Below are 16,870 nucleotides of genomic sequence, written 5' to 3' on the forward strand. Positions count from 1 at the left end.
CCATGCGCTGGACGGCCCCGCAGCGAATGCCACGAGGTCACCGCCGGACAAGGCCTTGCCCTCGCCGCATCACGAACGACGCTGGAACGCCTCTCCCTCACCCTGGCCGCCGACGATCCTCGCGGCATCGCCGCCGGAGTCGGCGTCGTCGTGAACTGCCTCGCTCGCCGGGCCGGAGCACAACATCTCCCGCCCGGCAATGTGGATGCCACCCTGGTTAAGAGCGCCCCCGCCAGTGCCCCAGAGTTCGTCAACAGCGCACTCCTCTGCCACCGGGCCGGGTACCGGGTGGAGCTGGTCGTCCAGGGGGTGCGTGCGGCGGACTCCCGCCAGGGCACCGCCGTCCGCTACGCCCAGGTGAGCCGGCACAGCAGCAGGCCGGGTCGGTTCACCACCGCCGCCGGGCACGACCTATCCCCCGCGGCGGTAGCGGAGGCCGTGACGGCCGCCGAGGAGGTGCCGGTGGTCGACTCGGTGGCGGTGACGCGGCGGGATAGCAGCGCGGTCTACCGCAACGAACGCAGCGCGCAGAGGCATTGGCTGCGGCCCATCGGCGCCATCCAGGCCCTGACAGCCGAGTGGCACCGGCCGTACACCACTGAGGAGGCCAGTTCCTTCCTCGCCACGCAGCGCTGGCTGCGGTCCATGCTGCCGCAGTACCGGGACGAGATCATCCAGATCAGCCGGCTGGCAGAACCGTTGATGCCCCTCCACCTGCAACCGCACCATTCCCCGGCTGGCCGCCCCGCCCACCCTGCCTCTTCCCGCGCAACGCCAACGGGAGGACTACGGCTGGGTGGACTCCAGCTTCTCCAGGAGGACCTCGAAGCCGGCAGCGATCCGGGCGAACTCCTGTGGGCTCGCATCCTCCGACTGCTCTTGACCCTCGGCACACGCTTGCCGCCAGGCCGTCATTCGATGGCGGCTGTCCTTCCGGCATCGGTCGTGCTTTCATCCGCCTGACGAACGGGTTGCGCCGGACCGGACGCCCGGTGCCGGAGATCCACTCACCTCGAGACGCGGCCAGTGCGCGAGATCCCGCAGCAGTTGCCGGTCATGTGTGGCGATGGCGACGGCGGCGCTCGTGTCGCGTATCGCGTCGGTCAGCTCGTCGACCAGTGCCGACGACAGGTGGTTGGTCGGCTCGTCGAGCAGGATCAGCCCGGGCCGCCCGGCCAGCGCCAGCGCCAGGTCGAGGCGCCGTCGCTGCCCCTGCGACATCTGCCCGACCGGCGTGCACATCGCGTCGGTGTCCAGCAGGCCAAGCGCCCCGAGCGGGACGGCGTCGGCGTCGCGGAGCACCCCGCGGGCTACCAACCGGCCCACGTGGCGGGCGTATATCTCGCGGACCGTGCGTGAGGGGTCCTGCACCGCGGTCTCCTGAACGACCCGGACAACCCGTGCCCCCTTCGCCGTTTGAACGTGCCCGTCCGTGGGAGCGAGTGCACCGGCCAGCACCGCGAGCAGCGTGGACTTCCCGGCACCGTTCGGTCCGGTGACCAGGAGCCGGTCGCCGCCGTTGAGGGCGAGGCCGAGCGGGCCGGCCAGCCGCCCGTCGACGGCGATGCCGTGCGCCCGCAGCTGCGGGGCCCCCGGCCGGATGCCCAGGTCCGGCCACCGCAACGCCCGCGGCGGCTCGGGCAGGTCGATCCGGTGTGCCTGAAGGGCGTCCTGCTGCCGGTTCAGGGCCTGCACGAGGCCCGGTGCGCGGGACTGGCGCTGGTGCTTGCCGGTCCCCTTCTCCGGCCGCCAGCCGGTGGAGAGCCGGTCGCGGGCCTTCGAGACCGTCTCCTGCAGCCGCCGGTGCTCGCTCTGCTGCTCCTCGTGGTCCTGTTCCCAGCGCTCACGCTCGCGGCGCCGGGCGTCCTGCCAGGCGTCATAGCCGCCGGTGTACAGGCGTGGCTTCCCGTCACGGGTGGGGTCGAGGTCGAGGAACCAGTCCGCGACGTCGCGCAGCAGCGCCCGGTCGTGGCTGACGACGGCGAGGCCGCCGTCGTGCTCGCGCAGCCGGCGGGTCAGGAAGTCCAGTCCGTCGGTGTCGAGGTGGTTGGTCGGCTCGTCGAGGAGCAGGACGTCGTAGCGTGCGCTGAGCAGGCAGGCCAGCCGGACCCGGTAGCGCTGCCCGACCGACAGCGTCGAGAGCGGGCGGTCGCGCTCGGTGCAGGCGCTGAGGGCAGACAGGGCGATGTCGACGCGGCGTTCGGCGTCCCAGGCGTCGAGCCGGGTGGCGGCTTCGAGCGCGGCGGCGTAGCGGTCGTCGGCACAGGGGTCGCCCTCGGTCATGGCGGTGGTTGCCTCGTCGAGCGCGGCGAGGGCGGTGAGCGAGGCGGCCAGCGCCTCGGACGTCAGGGTGCCGACGGTCTCGCCGTCCCGTGCGGACAGCTCCTGGCGGGCCAGGCCGATCGTGCCGGCCCGGTGCACGGTGCCCGCGTCGGGCGTGATCAGTCCGGCGAGGACGTGCAGCAGCGTCGTCTTGCCACGGCCGTTCTCGCCGACGACCGCGAGACGCGACCGGGCGGAGACGGTGACCGAGACGTCGTCCAGGACACGTCGGGACCCGCGGGTGACGGTGACGCCCTCGGCGCGGACGTGTGCGCTACCGCCGGCCTCGACGAGCAGGGACATGGCTTCGGGGGTCGGGGTGAGGTTCAACGGATGCTCCGCAGCTCGCAGTGGAGCCGGGCAACACAAAACGGCCGCCCGGCGGGAACCGGAACGGCGAGCGCAGATTCAGCAGAAAGAAGGCGCCGCCGTCAGCGGGCCGAACGAACCTTCTGCGACCAGATACCTCGTGCCATAACCAGCAGATTAACGGCAGCGGCGCCCCATCCGCACCGGATTTTGGCCGATCATGCGCGGCCCGCCCCAGTCGGCTGACGGCCGAGGGTCCGACACGTGCCACCGAGCGTCCGGCCTACATGCCCCGGGCTTCTTCCGGTGGGCATGCAGGCCGGCCTGGCCAGCGCCCGCACGTCGCCGCACACACGGCGCCGCCTCTGCCGGACTGCCACCCGGACTCCCGTTCGGTGTTTCCAGTGGCAACGCCGAACGGGCCGCTGGCCGCGACTCCGTACCGGAACAGCTCAGGACTGCAGCAGGCGCGTGAGATCCGTTGTCCCCCTCTCCTGAATCACCGTCACGAGGGGACATCGTCCAAGAGGTGGGGCCCGTTGTTGCGAACGCTGTTGACTTCCTTGAGGACTTGGCGTGTTCAAGCGTCAGGAGAGGCGTCATTTGGGCGCGTGGTACGTGGTGTGGGTCCAGGATCCAGAGCGGTAGGGGCGCTGCCAACAGCGAGTGTTCCAGGTGCTGCCCGGTGGGTCACTCCCGGCGTTCGAGAAGGGCAGGTGCCCGGCTTTTGCGCACACGGGACCTCCGGCCGGGGACCCGCGCATTCAGTAGAAGGCTGTCAGGGAGTGCGAAGCTGGGCCGGAAACCCGGTCCAGCGCAGCTCGTCGGAGAGGTGGCTCACATCGTTGTAGACGAGAACGGTTGCGGGCCGGGCCGGGGCGTAGCGGATCACGGTCAGTGCTGCGTTGCCGTGGTTGAGGCCCATCCAGCGCCAGGACGGGGCGTCCATCGCGTCGCGGACCAGCCAGGCGATGAGGAAGGCGTGAGTGACGACGAGGTCATGCCGGGGCGCGTCGCCGTGGTCCGTCGGTCCGGTGAAGTCTGCGACTGCCCGGCGGGCCAGCTCCGCGCCACGTGCACGTTCCTCGGCCGGCACCGAAGCCAGGCGCGGCAGCACGGCGTCGGCGATCTCGGAGGGCAGCTCGTCCCGCTCTGGTATGTACGGGATGTAGTCCCCGGCCGTCTCGCACTCGCGCAGTGGCACCCCGTCCAGTTGCTCTGCGATCAGCCGGGCTGTCTGTGTCGCACGGGGCAGCGGACCGTGGTGGACAGCCGTCAGCGGTACACCGTGCAGGCGTCTACCGAGCAGCTCGGCCTGCCGCCGCCCAGCCTCCGTGAGCCCGTTTTCGTCGGGTGTCGCCTCGCCGTGACGGGCAAGGTACAGGTATCGATCTTGCATGCCGACGTGGACGCCCTGCTGATGGCTACCGGTTCCCCCTGCCGGCGACGTCAGGCCAACCACGACGCTCATCCGCTCAAGGCCGCACCGGGCTGATGTTCCCTTCAGAAAAGCCGCACCCCTGCACCGGTCCGGGCACCCCGCATCGCTTGGAACGACCAGCAGGACCGCGAGAGGCTGGTCGATGACCTGGTCACCGACGCGCTCAACCTGCTCGGCCGCCTGCCCGAACGGCAGCTGGACGAGAAGGCCGCCGACGCCCTGGGGCTGCCGGCCCTGGTCGCCAGCCAGGACGTGGAGGTCGCCGACGGTTCCGACGGCCGCGACGGACGCCGGCGCATCGCCCAAGGGACCGTCCTCGACCGGGTGGTGTCCACCGTCGGTCCCGAAGCCCGGCACATCCACAAGAACCGCACCCGCCATCAGGAGGACTTTCGCGCCCATGGCGCCTTCGAGCCCGAGACCGGCCTGCTCACCGAGGTCGCACTCGCCCCCGGCAGCGGCGCCGAGAACCACGAGGCCGTCGGCGCCCAGAGCCTCCTCGCCGAGGAGACCGAAAACCTGACCGTGCTCGGCGACAGCGCCTGCGGCACCGGTGACCTGCGCGAAGCTCTCGAAGCCGACGGCCACACCGTCGTAATCAAGCCGCCGCTGCGGCCCGCCGTGCCGGCGGCTTCAGCGCCGACGACTTCCACGTCGACACCGCCAAGGGCAAGGTCACCTGCCCCGCCGGACACGCCGTCCCGCTCGGCCGCCCCGGCACGACCGGCGCACGCACCGCCCAGTTCAAGAAACGCTGCGACACCTGTCCCTTGCGCGAGATGTGCACGCGCTCCAAGACCGGCCGTGTCTTCCGGGCCCACGCCCAGTACGACCGTCTGAAAGCCGCCCGCCAACAGGCTTCCGACCCCAACTGGCAGGCCGGGTACCGACGTCGGCGGCCATCCGTCGAGCGCTTGCCTGGCGCGTTTCCAAGGGTGGTCTCCCATGTTCGGTGGCGTACGGGTTCACCGGGGATCGAACCGGCCCGGCAACGGTCTGCGCCAGGGGCGGAATAGGCCTCTCCATGATCATTTGTGGCCAGTTCCCGCCTCACGCCACCACCTCTGTGGCCACTACATTCATCTCGACCGGCCACATATACGACCAAGGGGAAGTAGCCAACAATGCGCCCCATAGGACCCGCCAGCCGCATCGGCAGATCAGTCATGGCGGTGACCGCTACGGCGGCCGCCTGGGCGGTCACCGCCGTGGGCCTTGCCGCCTCACCGGCTGCTGCAACGCCCACCGACACGACAGCTCCCCAGCCCGGCGACACCTGTACGGCGGCCGACCTCGGCACACGCCACCCGTACATCAAGACCACCGAAGTGTCTCCGACGATCACCCACTTCAAGGGCTGGTACGTCACCGAGGGCACGACCGGCAACCAGACCGTCAGCACCAGCACCCAGACGACCATCTCGGTCTCCGTCGGCCTCAACGGCAAAGTCGAAGGCGGTTTCGCCGTCGAGACCCTCGGCAAGGTCGGCGCGAGCCTGGGCCTGGACGTAAAAGTCGACTACTCCTCCACCAACACCGAGTCGAATTCGGTCACGTGGAACTTCAACCAGCCCGGCTACTACGGCATCTACAAGGGCACCAAGAAGGTCACCGGTACGTACGGAAGCCTCAACTGCAACCGCGCCCAACAGGGCGACGGCAGTTGGGCGTTGAAGTGGATCGAGGGGTCCGGCAGCGGCAGCTACACCACCTACACCACCCTCGAGGAAGGCGCGGTGCGCTGCCAGGACAAGGTCCCCGCCAACAGCATGATGGCCAAGGCACAGAGCCTCCTCGACTGCGGCTCGGCCGCCGCGAAGGCCGAGCACCCGGCGGGTGCGATGGCGCCGACGGCGAAGCAGATGCGGGACCGCCTCGTGCAGCACCCGGCTCTCACCAGCGGCACGTCCGCCGTACAGCCCAAGGCCACCGGGCGTAGCGCGCTGGCCGCTCTCAACTGCGAGCCCGGCGCCTACAAGATCGCCGTACCCGGCAAGCCCCTGTCCTGGGGCGCGCCGCTCCTGGCGGCCGACGGTGTCCGCCTGCGGCCCTCGACGATCTTCAGCGCCCACCTGGACAACTGGCGCCTGTGCAATGTGACGGAGAACAACGGGGTCCTCGAGGCGTCCCTGTGGAACTGGGGCAACGGCGGGTGCGCGACCATCGCCGCGCAGAACGCGGCCACCGAACGGGCGGTCCTGCAGACGGCCCCCTGCACGGAGGACGACCTCCAGCGGTTCTACATCTACCGCGACGTACCCGGCAGCTTCAAGGTCGGTGTGCGGAACAAGTACACCGGCTCCATGATGGGCCACGACCGGTACGCGGACGGGGAGTTCATCCGCCAGTACTCCAGCGGCAGGCAGGACGGTACGGGTACGTACACCATGATCGGAGTCTGACGGCCCACACCCCGTGAGCGGCCCCGCACATGAACCCCGACCTCCGGGTTTCGTGCGGGGCCTTCCGCGTCCCTACTCCGAGCCCGGCCTTGGGGACCTGGGTGTGTTGCTCGATCGCCATGGTGTCGGATGACCGGATTCCAGGGGTGTCGGCGATGGCGTCGTGGCTGGAGGAGATCGAGCGACGGGAGGCTGCCGCGCGGGAGCGGATCGGGGAACTGCGGGCCCGGATGACGGAGTTGTCCGAGAGTCTGGCCGAGCAGGAAATAGTGCTGTCCAGGCTGGAGATCACCCGGGAAACCATGACGGAGATCCTGGCGGACGACGCGACGGTCCCGAAGCGGGAGCCGGGGGCCGGCGTGCTGGAGGAAGCCGCTGTGCCGGAGAGGCGGCCCAGGTGGTCAGGGAGCCCAGCTCCGGCTGCTGGTCGTCGATCACCCGGCCCGCCTCGCGCCGGGCCACGGCAAATCTCAAGCGATCCGGTCCCGGAAGCCTGGATGCCGGGTGTTGTCTCAGCTGATCTGCTCCGTCCCTGATGTCCCGGTGCCCGATGCGTGCGGACCGGAGGCCAAGTGGCTTGGGAATCCGTAGCGGGGATTCTCGCAGTAGATGGTGACGTCAGGCTTGGCGGGCAGAGGTGGTGAGCCGGTCGGCGAGCGCGATGACGAGGTCTCGGAGTTCGTCCGGTCGCTCGATGATGAACGGCCGGTCGAGCGAGGCGAGGACGGGAGGCAACCAGTCGAGCCGTTCTGCTCTCAATTCGACGCGGAGCCAACGCTCGGTGTGCGGATCTGTTCCTTCCGCGGGCGCGGGCCCCTCCACGCTCGCGACGCTGGCGGGGAGTCGGGTGCGGATCTGTTCGACCGTCCCGTGGATTCGCAGGGTCACTTCGTGCCGGTACGCGGCCTTGGCGAGCCCTGACAGGAAGCGCTGTGCCGGATCGACTCCGGCGGGCGGCTCGAACGAGCCTGGCAGCGTCCTCGCGTCCACGATGCGATCGAGCCGGAAAGTCCGGTCCTGGCCGATCCCGGGATCGGTGCCCGTGACGTACCACCGGCCCGTGTGGGTGACGATCCCGTACGGGTGCAGCGTGCGTTCGCTTCGTCGGCCGTCTCGGGCGGTGTACCTGATCGAGATCGGGCGGCGATGGCGTACCGCATCGGCGATGGCGAGCAGGACCCCTGTCTCAGGGGTGGCCGACTCGCCAGGCGGAGCCGTGAAGGCGAGGGATTCCATGACGGCGTCGAGCCGACGGGCCAGACGCTCGGGCAGTGCCCGGCGGATCTTGGCCGCTGCCGTCTCGCCGGCGGTCTCGGTCGCAGTCAGCAACCCCGTCCTGCGGCCGGCGACGAGGCCGAGCAGCACGGCGAGCGCCTCGTCGTCGTTGAGCATGAGCGGAGGCAGGCGGTACCCGGGGGCGAGCCGGTACCCGCCATAACGGCCACGGACGGCCTCGACGGGGATGTCGAGGTCGACCAGGTGGTCCACGTACCGCCGCACGGTGCGCCCGTCGACGCCGAGCCGGTCGGCGAGTTCGGCCACCGTTCTGATGCCGCCCGACTGCAGGAGTTCCAGGAGGGTGAGCACGCGGCTGGTAGGTCGGGCCATGTCCACGAGCCTAGCGTTGATACCGGACCGATTCTGTCCACTATTTGCTCTAGCGTCCGAGGTGCAACGGCTTCACCAACCCGAGGAGAGCACCATGGACTTCGTTTCGATCCGGATCATCACCGGCGACATCGCGCGCCTCGTCGACTTCTACGAGCGAGCCACGGGAGTGCGGGCGGACTGGTCCACCGAGGACTTCGCCGAACTGCGGACCGCCAGCGCGACCCTCGCGATCGGCAGCACCCGCACCGTGGCACTGTTCGCGCCCGGCTCCGCCCGTCCGGCCGACAACAACAGCGTGATCATCGAATTCCTCGTCGCCGACGTGGACGGCGTGTACCGCAACCTGGCCGATTTCGTCGCCGACTTCGTGACCGAGCCCACCACGATGCCCTGGGGCAACCGCTCGCTCCTGCTCCGTGACCCCGACGGCAACCTCGTCAACTTCTTCACCCCTGTCACGCCGGCGGCCATCGAGAGGTTCGCTCGCTGACGACAGCGCGGCCGCCCGGGCGGGGGCCGGTCCAGGCGGCACGTTCCATACGGACCAGATCATCCGAGACGGGACAGACGTCGTACGGACACCGACGAAGACACCACCACTGTCCGTTCACTGTCCGTTCTCAACGAACCCAGTCGATGACAGGCGACTGACCTGGGCGGACCAACTTCGGTGAGACGCTTGTTCACCGCCCGGCCCCGTCGCTACCTGCCGCCGACCCGTGGCGACCGGATTCGTTGAGACGAATCGGTGCCGACTCGGTTCGATGGGACGGGACAACCACCGGGTGCACGCACGTAACCCCAGCCAGGCCACGGCCGTTGAGCCGGACGAAGTCCGGCCCGCCCGCCGAGCCGTCCGCACGGTACGGGACACTGCCCGGATGACCTCACCACCCGGCCGTCTCCCGCTCGGCAACGGCGTCCGCGCGATCATCCCCGCCGAGCCGCCGTCGGCCATCACCTCAGGTGAGCGAGCCGCCCGGGCTCTGGGCCCCTTCCAGGAAATCCCCGTCCCCGTCGGCGTCCTCGACGCCGCGCGGCACCTCATCGAGCCACTGCAGTGCAGCGATGACGAGCGCGAGCGCGCCAGCGCGGACATGGTGCTCGGTCTCCTGGACGCCGCGGTGGCCAAGGCCGCGTCCAGCGGCGCCTCCAGCGCCTGATCATCCAGCCCCCGGGGTGCTTTCCCTGCCGGGTGTCTTCGTCGGGGAAGGCGGCCAGCAGGCCTCCGTCAGGGAGGGCGTTGCAGACGTACGGGGCTGCCCAGGGCCGGCACCGTGGCGCAGTCGACCGGGGCCTGGGGCTCGGGTTAGCTGTGTCGCCGCCGGACTCGTCGACGTCGGTGGCCAGGAGCAGGAGCGCAGCCAGGGCGGCGCGGCGTTCGCCAGGTGTGGCGGCACGGGTGAACAGTTCCAGGCGGTCGGCGAGTTCGGCGCCGAGGTGAGTGATACGGCGGCGTGCCCCATGGGAGACGACAGGGGCGGGGAGCGCGACCGGCGGGGCTGCGGGGATGGTAGGTCATGCCGTCTGAACGATTCGCGGCCGCTGTGCAGGCTCAGACGACGCCGTGCCGTGAGGGGCACCGGTGGGCGGCGCCCGATGATGGCCAGGCCGTCACCGGATGGTGTTCCCGGCCTGGCCTCGGGCAGAGCGCGGATGCCGATGGCGGGTTATCGGGTCCTGAAGCGGCGGAAGAGGTTTCGGGCCACGTACACGCCCGGGCCGCCGAAGCCGACGATGTCGACGCGTCCGTCACCGGTGATGTCGGCAAGGAAGCGAAGGTGGCGGTCGACCCGCCAGGCGCCGGCGTCCTCGTTGTATCCGAAGCCGCGGCACACCAGTTGGGCCTGCTCGAACTGGCCGCCGCCGCGGCTGTGCGACACCCAGACCCCCTCGTCGCCGAAGCCGACGATGTCCGGGTTGCCGTCGCCGGTGACGTCGGCGAGGAGGCGAAGGTGCTTTCCGCTCGTCCAACCCTGGGCGAGCCCGAAGTCGTTCAGGACGAGCTTCGATGGCTCGAACGTGCCGTCGCCGTGCCCGCGTGAGACGACGACGCCCTGCGGGCCGAACCCGACGATGTCCACTGCTCCGTCAGCGGTGGTCCTGACCAGGAACCGGGGGTGTTCCTCGACCGAGCTCCACCCTTGCTCGGTCCCGAAGTCGTCGAGGATGTACAGAGGGTCGGCGAAGTTTCCTTCCTCGTCCTGGAGTGATACCCAGACGCCGTCGTCATGGCAGCCGACGATGTCGAGCCTGCCGTCGCCGGTGGTGTCGGCGAGGAAACGGGGATGTTTGTCGGCGAGCCAGCCACCCGCTTCCTCGTCGTGGCCGAACGCCCCGAGGACCGGTTCGTCGGCGATCGGTGGGAACTTTCCTTCCTCGTCCTGGAGTGATACCCAGACGCCGTCGTCATGGCAGCCGACGATGTCGAGCCTGCCGTCGCCGGTGGTGTCGGCGAGGAAACGGGGGTGCTTGTCGGCAAGCCATCCGCCGGCTTGTTGGCCGTGTCCGAACGCCTTGAGGGCCAGTTTGCCGCCCGTGGGCGCGAACTTCCCGGCGTCGTCGTGGGAGGACACCCGGACACCGTCGGCGGCCAGCACGACGACGTCGGGCTTGCCGTCGCCCGTCGTGGCCACGATGGTCCACAGGTCCGCGGGACTCGGGGAGGGCGCGCCTTGGTGCAGGGCGCGCTCGTCGTCGTCGAACGTGCCGTCGCCTCGGCCGGACGATGTCACGGCTCCCTTCGCGGGTTTGAGCCCTACGATGTCCGCCCGCCCTGTTCCCGTGGTGTCGGCGAGGAACCGTGCACCGAGCCCGGCCCACCAGCCCGGTTGCCCGCCGGGCGAGGGGTTGGCCCCGTCGTTCTTCCATCCGCCGGCGTCCTGGTCGCTCCCGAACTGCTTGAGGACCAGCAGCATGTCGCTGAAGGAGGGTGTCGCGCCGGGTACCGGCCGCAGCGCGGGCGAGCGGTCCAGTCGCCAGGACCGGCGGCTGTTCCAGTGGCTCAGCGGTGCCCAGCGCAGCACAGGGTCGCTGGTGCGCTCGGGTTCGGCCGGGACGAGCCGCCACCGCTGGTTCTCCGCGCTCTCGTCGTATTCGCGCAGGACGACCTTGGTGTCGTCCTTGCCGGGGTCGGCGAGGTCGAGAACGGTGCCATCGGTCGCGCTCTCGATGAAGTAGAGGCCCGCTTCCCGCTGAACGGGGACGACGTGCCACTGCTGGTCCTTCTTGCCAGCGGTGGCGTCCCACTGGCGAACACCGCGGTCCGCGGCGGCGGGGTTGTCGAGCTTGTCGAGCACCTTGACGCCGGCCGCGTTGCGGATCACATATGCCGGGCCGTCCTGCGCGGCCGGCACGGGGGTGAACTGCCACTGCTCCGGGCTCGGGCCGCCCTCGGGGAAGTCGCGGACGACGAGTGCCCCGTCCGCGCCCGGCGTGGCCTTGGTGCCGAGGGTCTTTCCCGTGGCGGCGTTGACGATCTCCAGCTTCAGTTCTTCCGTGGGCACGGGCATTGTGGTGCCTCTTCCAGGCGGTTGGCACGTCGGCTCGGGGCGGGTGCGGTGCGGCGGTGGCCGCGGATCATGTGAAGACGTGGTGGTACGGGACGTTCCACTCGCTGGGCAGCCGTGGGTAGAACGTGTTGATGACCGTCCCGGTGAAGTCCCCGCCCCAGTTGTAGGTGAGACGCACCTCGCTGTCGGCCGCCACCGCGTGGTCCTTGAACCCGAGGATGGCGTCGGGGTGGGTGATCGGCACGAAGGTGATCCCGCCCCATGGCGTCACCGTGACGACCCAGAGCTGGGTGTCCTCGATCGCGCCGTTCTTCCCGCGCCACTTGTCACCCACCTTGTCGGGGAGGCCGACCTGGACGGCGTCGGCTGTGCTCTTGGGGGCCTCCTGGTGGACGGTGATACGCCTGCGCTGCGGCTTGGGCGTGCCGTCGTCGCCGCGTCCGGCGTCGGCTGCGCCTGCGCCGGCGGGTTTGGGCGTCACCTGGCCTGCGGCGCTCTCGATGAAGTACAGCGGTCGCTGCCCGAAGTAGCCGGCGGGGGTGATGTGCCAGAGGTGGCCTTGCGCGTCTTTGGTGGCCGGGTCGAGCGCGGTGGCCAGTTTGACCCCCTTGTCGTGGCTGTCCTCCTTCAGTTCGGCGGGCCGCAGGTAGCCGCCGTTGAAGGCGTGGACGAGCATGACCGGCCGGTTCTCGATCAGTGCTGCCACGATTGCGTTGTCGTAGCTGTTCACCGCCACCGGGCCGCCGACCACCAAATTCGCCATGGCCGTGCGCTCTTGGGTGTACATCGCGAAAACCTCACCTGTTCCGAATGTGGAGAACAATGGGTCGGACGCTCAGTGCAGTGGCCTGTCGCACGGCATCGCCGCACACTCAATCGCACTCGATCTAAACGACTTTAAAAAAGATTGGAGACCTCACCCACGGCAACGGTCAAGGCTGCGACATCAGCAGGTGGGGCGATTCCGAAAGTCGTCGATCAAGTAATCGCCAGCCCTCAACTTACCATTAACTCAGACGACTTGACGCAGTCGTCGAGTCCCATCACTCGATTGGGCACATAATACGGAGATGTCTTCCCGGACGGCGCATCCCGTGCTAACTTCGCCTTTCGGAACGTGCGCAGGGTCTTGTTTACATTTCACCGGGCAACATTCGGCCAGATTAGTCGAGGGCGGGGAATGTCTTCCAACGCGTACAACCTGGATCGGGCCAAGCGTCAGCCGCTGACGAAGAAGAACCTGCGAGAGCTCAACATCGAGCAGACCTGGCGGTCCATCCTGGACCACCCCAACCTGGTCTACGTCGACGACTACGGTGTGCGGCACAAGCCCGTCGGGTTCTCCGTGAACAAGTCGAGCTTCGGCGTCTTCCCCGGCTCCGCCTTCCAGTTGGGCTGGATCGCCTATATGAACCTCGGGGAGCCGCTGATCGAGGTGCGGTGCGACATCAGCCAGCCCCCGCCCGACACGTGTTCCTCGCGCACCTACGCCAACCGCAGCCAGACGTCCTCGATGAACTTCACCGACTCGGTCGATTTCACCGTGTCGAACGGCATCACGTGGTCGCTCCAGGGAACGGCCCAGCTCACCTTCGGCGGCAGCGTCAGCGCGCAGCTCCAGTTGCAGTTGCAGAACCTGCTCCGGATGGATCTCCAGACGCAGCTTCAGACGCAGCTGCAGAACGAGATGTCGGGCAGGAACACGAACACGGTGACCAACAAGAACAGCAAGGACAACGTCGGGGTGGACAACGCCAACGCCACCGAGATGGGCATGCGGAACGCGATGACGAACACCGTGGTGAACGGGATGACGAACTCGGTGGGGTTCAATACCACGGGCAGCGCCACCGGCACCGCGACGCTCAACGCGCAGTTGATGCTGGGGATCACGGCCTCCGTCGGCGGCTCCCTGACCACCAGCTGGACCTCGCGATCGCAGATTTCCGGCCAGGTCCCGCCGAGCTCCCGCGTGGAGACCATCGCCACGCAGCGGCGTTGCCGCAGGCAGTACTGCTACGAGATCCCGGTGACCTTCTCCGGGTTCATCGCGGTGATGTACGACGTGCCGGTGGCGGTCCTGTCTCCTCCGCAGTCCGGGGACTACCCCGGCCTCGACCGGTTGGTGTGCCGCGACATCGGCGACATCGACCTGGCCGGCGGCGGCTTCCGCATGAAGGGGCTGGCCGAGGTCGTCTCCGCCTTGGAGGTCCACCACACGATGTTCGACGACGAGAGTCTGACCGACAGCCAACGGACGCTGCACAAGCAGCCTTGACCGGGCGGACGACGACCAGGGGTGACGACCATGGTGTTCGACAACATCTTCAAGTTCGCGGGCAAGGGCGCGGGGCTCTTCTCGGTGACCACCGGCGGCGACAAGCCGCAGCCGGGGGCGGGCGTCGACTTCGAGGACGCCGACGACGACACGTACGACGACAAGACCACGAGCCTGTTCACCAGCGCCATCCACGGGGCTTCCTCCCGGGCAAAGGTCGTGCAGGAACAGTCCCCCGAAGCACGGGCCGTCCTGGGCTTCCTCGGCTCCTTCATCCGGACCGCCCAGGCGTCGGCCGGTGAGCAGGCGCAGTACGCCGGGGATCCCGGCTCGGTGTCCACGGCGGCGGCCAAGGGCATGAAGGAGTCGAGTGCGACGGTGACGGGACACAGCGGCCTTCAGAAGAACGAGGACCTGGAGGACATGCCGAGGAAGAGCGATTACCCCAAGGCCACCAAGGTCCCCGAAACACCCAAGGCACCCGAAGCCCAGGCGCCCAAGGCGACCGCCGAGAAGCCGTCCCGTTCCGAGTAGGGCCCGGTTTCCGGGGGGTCAGGGGCGAGGTCGCCCCTGACCCCCCGTGCGTTATACGGGGAGGAGTTGCCACTGCCGGTCCCGTTGGTCGCCCTCCGCCCCGTGCTGCTTGATCACTGTGCGGGCGCTGGTGTCGACTTGCAGCAGTAGACCGCTGTTCCGGTTCGCGATCTCGTACACCCGCGGGGTGTCGGTCACCGAGCCCACCGGGATCAGCCTCCACTGCTGGTGGCGCGCGTCAGCACCCTCGTAGGCACGTTGCGCGAGCATCGCCCCGGCCCTCTCCTGCGCTCCGACGATCTCCAGGACCTTGCCGCTGCGCACGTTCTCGATCCTGTACAGGACATCGCCGTTGTCCTGACCTGCCGCGACCAGCCGCCACCGCTGGTGATCCCTGGAGGCAGCGAGCAACTGGTGGATCTCGGCCCCGTCCTTGGTGGACTCGCGCAGGACCCCCATCCGCAGCCTGCTCCGGACGTTGGCCCAGGAGACCACCGTGCCCGACTCGGGCCGCCCGGCCATCTTCGTCGACGCGACCTTCCGGACCCGGTGGTTGACGTGGTCGGTGATGTAGAGGGTGTCGACGCAGTCCACAGCGAGTCCGAACGGGCTGTTCAGCTGGGCCGAAGCGGCGGGGCCGCCGTCACCGCCGAAGGTCGCGGCGCCCGTGCCCGCAACCGTGCTGATCTTCCCGTCGGCCGTGATCCTCCGGACCCGATGGTTGCCGGTATCGGTGATGTAGAGGGTGCCGGTGCTGTCCACCGCCACTTCACGCGGGTAGTACAACGGGGCGGCGGTGGCAGGACCGCTATCACCGCCGAAGGTCGCGGCGCCCGTGCCCGCAACCGTGCTGATCTTCCCGTCAGTCGCGATCTTCCGGACCCGATGATTGCCATGGTCGATGACGTAGAGGGTGCCGGCGCTGTCCACCGCCACCCCCGACGGGTAGAACAACGGGGCGGCGGTGGCGGGGCCGCCGTCGCCGCCGAAGGTCGCGGCGCCCGTGCCCGCAACCGTGCTGATCTTCCCGTCAGTCGCGATCTTCCGGACCCGATGATTGCCGTGCTCGGTGATGTAGAGGGTGCCGGCGCTGTCCACCGCCACGCCCACCGGATAGTTCAAGTGGGCGGCGGTGGCGGGACCGCCGTCACCACCGAAGGTCCCGGCGCCCGTACCTGCGACCGTACTGATCTTCCCATCGGCCGTGATCTTCCGGACCCGATGGTTGCCGTAGTCGCAGACGTAGAGGGTGCCGACGCTGTCCACCGCCACGCCGAACGGGTAGTTCAAGTGGGCGGCGGTGGCGGGGCCGCCGTCACCGCCGAAGGTCGCGGCACCCGTGCCCGCAACCGTGCTGATCTTCCCGTCAGTCGCGATCCTCCGGACCCGATGGTTGCCGTAGTCGCAGATGTAGAGGGTGCCGGTGCTGTCCACCGCCACCCCAATCGGGGAGTTCAACCAGGCGGCGGTGGCGGGACCACCGTCACCGCCGAAGTTCTGGGTGCCCGTGCCCGCGACCGTGCTGATCGGAGGGGCGGAGTGCTCGCCACCTGTGGCTGCCGCGGGGGCAGTACTCATCGCCGCCCCTCCGTCCCCCGTAGCTGCTCCAGACACTCCTGGTACACCGTCATATCGCGCCCCCTGTCCCGAGATCGGATCGTCTTCGCCCGCCCGGAGGCGAACCGTAAGACCGATCCTCCCGCCGCCTGAAGGGTGCAGAAATAGGAATGTATGTACATATAGGATTTCTGGCCAGGTCGCGTCAAGAGGCAGGATTGTTTCTTCCCCACGCGTGCACGCCCCGCGCTCCCAGCCCGGCTCCGGAAAGCAGGCTGAGAGAAGGCCACTCGCACGAGGTGCCGTCTGGCTCAGCGCTGAAGGGGCTGCCCGCATCCGGCTGTTGCCGTTCTTGACGGACCAGTGGCTTCGCGGCGCACTGGCGGCCCGCACACGGGACAAGGCTCTCCAGACGGCCTGCGACAACACCAACGACACGGGCGCCGACAGCGAGGATGTGGTCATCGGCGTCAGCATCACACCGGTCCGCCCGGCCGAGGGAATTTCCGGTTGATCACGCAAAGCCGTGATCCGGGAGTGTGGCGGGGTCTGTGACTCCGCCCTTCCGGAAAGGCTTGATCACGTGACCGGGACGCGCATACCCGGGTCGGCCGAGGCAGGCGGGATCCCGGCTGAGCAGGTGAACGCCCTGGTCGAGCAGCTGATGGACTTCCGCGGACGCGGCTGGTCCTCCGCTGACCGGTGAGGGCGGGCTGCTACTGCAGCTCTCGAAAGCCCTGCTGGAACGAGCCCTGCAGACCGAGATGAGCGAGCATCCGGGCTACGAGAAGGGCGATCCGGCCGGCCGGGCTCGCATGTCGACCCGCAGGCGTCGTTCGGCGAGCTGCTGGGCCAGGTCAAGGAGACCGTCCTGGAGGCCTTCGCGCACGAGGAGGTCCCGTTC

General features: G+C 69.0%; 14 protein-coding genes and 2 pseudogenes. 10 read left to right on the forward strand and 6 right to left on the reverse strand.

What is annotated here, in order from left to right:
• The first annotated feature begins 201 nt into the window (after positions 1-201).
• On the forward strand, positions 202-963 hold the full coding sequence (locus tag ACWD4B_RS12185) for a zeta toxin family protein (protein ID WP_451420671.1): 762 nt from the start codon (positions 202-204) through the stop codon (positions 961-963).
• On the opposite strand, the gene ACWD4B_RS12190 is transcribed toward ACWD4B_RS12185, so the two are convergent.
• Both ACWD4B_RS12190 and ACWD4B_RS12195 read right to left on the reverse strand, forming a co-directional pair.
• Complete coding sequence (locus ACWD4B_RS12190) at positions 952-2,652, reverse strand: ABC-F family ATP-binding cassette domain-containing protein (RefSeq protein ID WP_451420672.1); 1,701 nt, start codon at positions 2,650-2,652, stop codon at positions 952-954. The genes ACWD4B_RS12185 and ACWD4B_RS12190 overlap by 12 nt on opposite strands.
• Positions 2,653-3,409: 757 nt before the next feature.
• Positions 3,410-4,030, reverse strand: coding sequence for a histidine phosphatase family protein (locus ACWD4B_RS12195; protein ID WP_451420673.1), 621 nt, complete (start codon positions 4,028-4,030; stop codon positions 3,410-3,412).
• 369 nt (positions 4,031-4,399) lie between these two features.
• On the opposite strand from ACWD4B_RS12195, the pseudogene ACWD4B_RS12200 reads away from it, so the two are divergent.
• From ACWD4B_RS12200 to ACWD4B_RS12210, 3 genes and pseudogenes are all read left to right on the forward strand, one after another.
• Positions 4,400-4,618, forward strand: a pseudogene (locus ACWD4B_RS12200) (IS5/IS1182 family transposase); the annotation flags it as partial.
• 143 nt (positions 4,619-4,761) lie between these two features.
• Positions 4,762-5,088, forward strand: a pseudogene (locus ACWD4B_RS12205) (transposase); the annotation flags it as partial.
• Positions 5,089-5,238: 150 nt separating this feature from the next.
• On the forward strand, positions 5,239-6,474 hold the full coding sequence (locus tag ACWD4B_RS12210; RefSeq protein WP_451420674.1) for a hypothetical protein: 1,236 nt from the start codon (positions 5,239-5,241) through the stop codon (positions 6,472-6,474).
• Between the two features lie 618 nt (positions 6,475-7,092).
• Here the strand turns inward: ACWD4B_RS12210 and ACWD4B_RS12215 are convergent.
• Positions 7,093-8,082: a helix-turn-helix transcriptional regulator gene (locus tag ACWD4B_RS12215; protein ID WP_451420675.1), complete on the reverse strand. Its 990-nt coding sequence runs from the start codon at positions 8,080-8,082 to the stop codon at positions 7,093-7,095.
• A 94-nt stretch (positions 8,083-8,176) separates the two neighbouring features.
• Here ACWD4B_RS12215 and ACWD4B_RS12220 point away from each other — a divergent pair, with 94 nt between their 5' ends.
• Both ACWD4B_RS12220 and ACWD4B_RS12225 read left to right on the forward strand, forming a co-directional pair.
• The gene (locus tag ACWD4B_RS12220; protein ID WP_451420676.1) at positions 8,177-8,575 is read left to right on the forward strand and encodes a VOC family protein; all 399 of its coding nucleotides are present in this window, start codon (positions 8,177-8,179) and stop codon (positions 8,573-8,575) included.
• Between the two features lie 391 nt (positions 8,576-8,966).
• Entirely contained in the window at positions 8,967-9,248 is a 282-nt protein-coding gene (locus tag ACWD4B_RS12225; RefSeq protein WP_451420677.1) for a hypothetical protein, read from the forward strand.
• Positions 9,249-9,755: 507 nt separating this feature from the next.
• Here ACWD4B_RS12225 and ACWD4B_RS12230 read toward each other — a convergent pair.
• Both ACWD4B_RS12230 and ACWD4B_RS12235 read right to left on the reverse strand, forming a co-directional pair.
• The gene (locus ACWD4B_RS12230) at positions 9,756-11,597 is read right to left on the reverse strand and encodes an FG-GAP-like repeat-containing protein (RefSeq protein WP_451420678.1); all 1,842 of its coding nucleotides are present in this window, start codon (positions 11,595-11,597) and stop codon (positions 9,756-9,758) included.
• A gap of 67 nt (positions 11,598-11,664) precedes the next feature.
• Positions 11,665-12,384, reverse strand: a complete 720-nt coding sequence (locus ACWD4B_RS12235) for a hypothetical protein (RefSeq protein ID WP_451420679.1) — start codon at positions 12,382-12,384, stop codon at positions 11,665-11,667.
• Between the two features lie 393 nt (positions 12,385-12,777).
• On the opposite strand from ACWD4B_RS12235, the gene ACWD4B_RS12240 reads away from it, so the two are divergent.
• Positions 12,778-13,875, forward strand: a complete 1,098-nt coding sequence (locus ACWD4B_RS12240) for a hypothetical protein (protein ID WP_451420680.1) — start codon at positions 12,778-12,780, stop codon at positions 13,873-13,875.
• Positions 13,876-13,905: 30 nt separating this feature from the next.
• Complete coding sequence (locus tag ACWD4B_RS12245; protein ID WP_451420681.1) at positions 13,906-14,409, forward strand: hypothetical protein; 504 nt, start codon at positions 13,906-13,908, stop codon at positions 14,407-14,409.
• A 51-nt stretch (positions 14,410-14,460) separates the two neighbouring features.
• Here ACWD4B_RS12245 and ACWD4B_RS12250 read toward each other — a convergent pair whose 3' ends face one another.
• Positions 14,461-15,987, reverse strand: a complete 1,527-nt coding sequence (locus ACWD4B_RS12250) for an NHL domain-containing protein (protein WP_451420682.1) — start codon at positions 15,985-15,987, stop codon at positions 14,461-14,463.
• 322 nt (positions 15,988-16,309) lie between these two features.
• On the opposite strand from ACWD4B_RS12250, the gene ACWD4B_RS12255 reads away from it, so the two are divergent.
• Together ACWD4B_RS12255 and ACWD4B_RS12260 are read left to right on the forward strand one after the other, a co-directional pair.
• Complete coding sequence (locus ACWD4B_RS12255) at positions 16,310-16,480, forward strand: hypothetical protein (RefSeq protein WP_451420683.1); 171 nt, start codon at positions 16,310-16,312, stop codon at positions 16,478-16,480.
• Between the two features lie 69 nt (positions 16,481-16,549).
• On the forward strand, positions 16,550-16,672 hold the full coding sequence (locus tag ACWD4B_RS12260) for a hypothetical protein (RefSeq protein WP_451420684.1): 123 nt from the start codon (positions 16,550-16,552) through the stop codon (positions 16,670-16,672).
• Positions 16,673-16,870 lie beyond the last annotated feature (198 nt).

The sequence above is a fragment of the Streptomyces sp. NPDC002536 genome (assembly GCF_053594995.1).

Bases quoted from the DNA above. Each gene is read 5' to 3' on its own strand.
- ACWD4B_RS12195 (WP_451420673.1), bottom strand. From the start codon at position 4,030: ATGCAAGATCGATACCTGTACCTTGCCCGTCACGGCGAGGCGACACCC.
- ACWD4B_RS12210 (WP_451420674.1), top strand. From the start codon at position 5,239: ATGGCGGTGACCGCTACGGCGGCCGCCTGGGCGGTCACCGCCGTGGGC.
- ACWD4B_RS12215 (WP_451420675.1), bottom strand. From the start codon at position 8,082: ATGGCCCGACCTACCAGCCGCGTGCTCACCCTCCTGGAACTCCTGCAG.
- ACWD4B_RS12220 (WP_451420676.1), top strand. From the start codon at position 8,177: ATGGACTTCGTTTCGATCCGGATCATCACCGGCGACATCGCGCGCCTC.
- ACWD4B_RS12225 (WP_451420677.1), top strand. From the start codon at position 8,967: ATGACCTCACCACCCGGCCGTCTCCCGCTCGGCAACGGCGTCCGCGCG.
- ACWD4B_RS12230 (WP_451420678.1), bottom strand. From the start codon at position 11,597: ATGCCCGTGCCCACGGAAGAACTGAAGCTGGAGATCGTCAACGCCGCC.
- ACWD4B_RS12235 (WP_451420679.1), bottom strand. From the start codon at position 12,384: ATGTACACCCAAGAGCGCACGGCCATGGCGAATTTGGTGGTCGGCGGC.
- ACWD4B_RS12240 (WP_451420680.1), top strand. From the start codon at position 12,778: ATGTCTTCCAACGCGTACAACCTGGATCGGGCCAAGCGTCAGCCGCTG.
- ACWD4B_RS12245 (WP_451420681.1), top strand. From the start codon at position 13,906: ATGGTGTTCGACAACATCTTCAAGTTCGCGGGCAAGGGCGCGGGGCTC.
- ACWD4B_RS12250 (WP_451420682.1), bottom strand. From the start codon at position 15,987: ATGAGTACTGCCCCCGCGGCAGCCACAGGTGGCGAGCACTCCGCCCCT.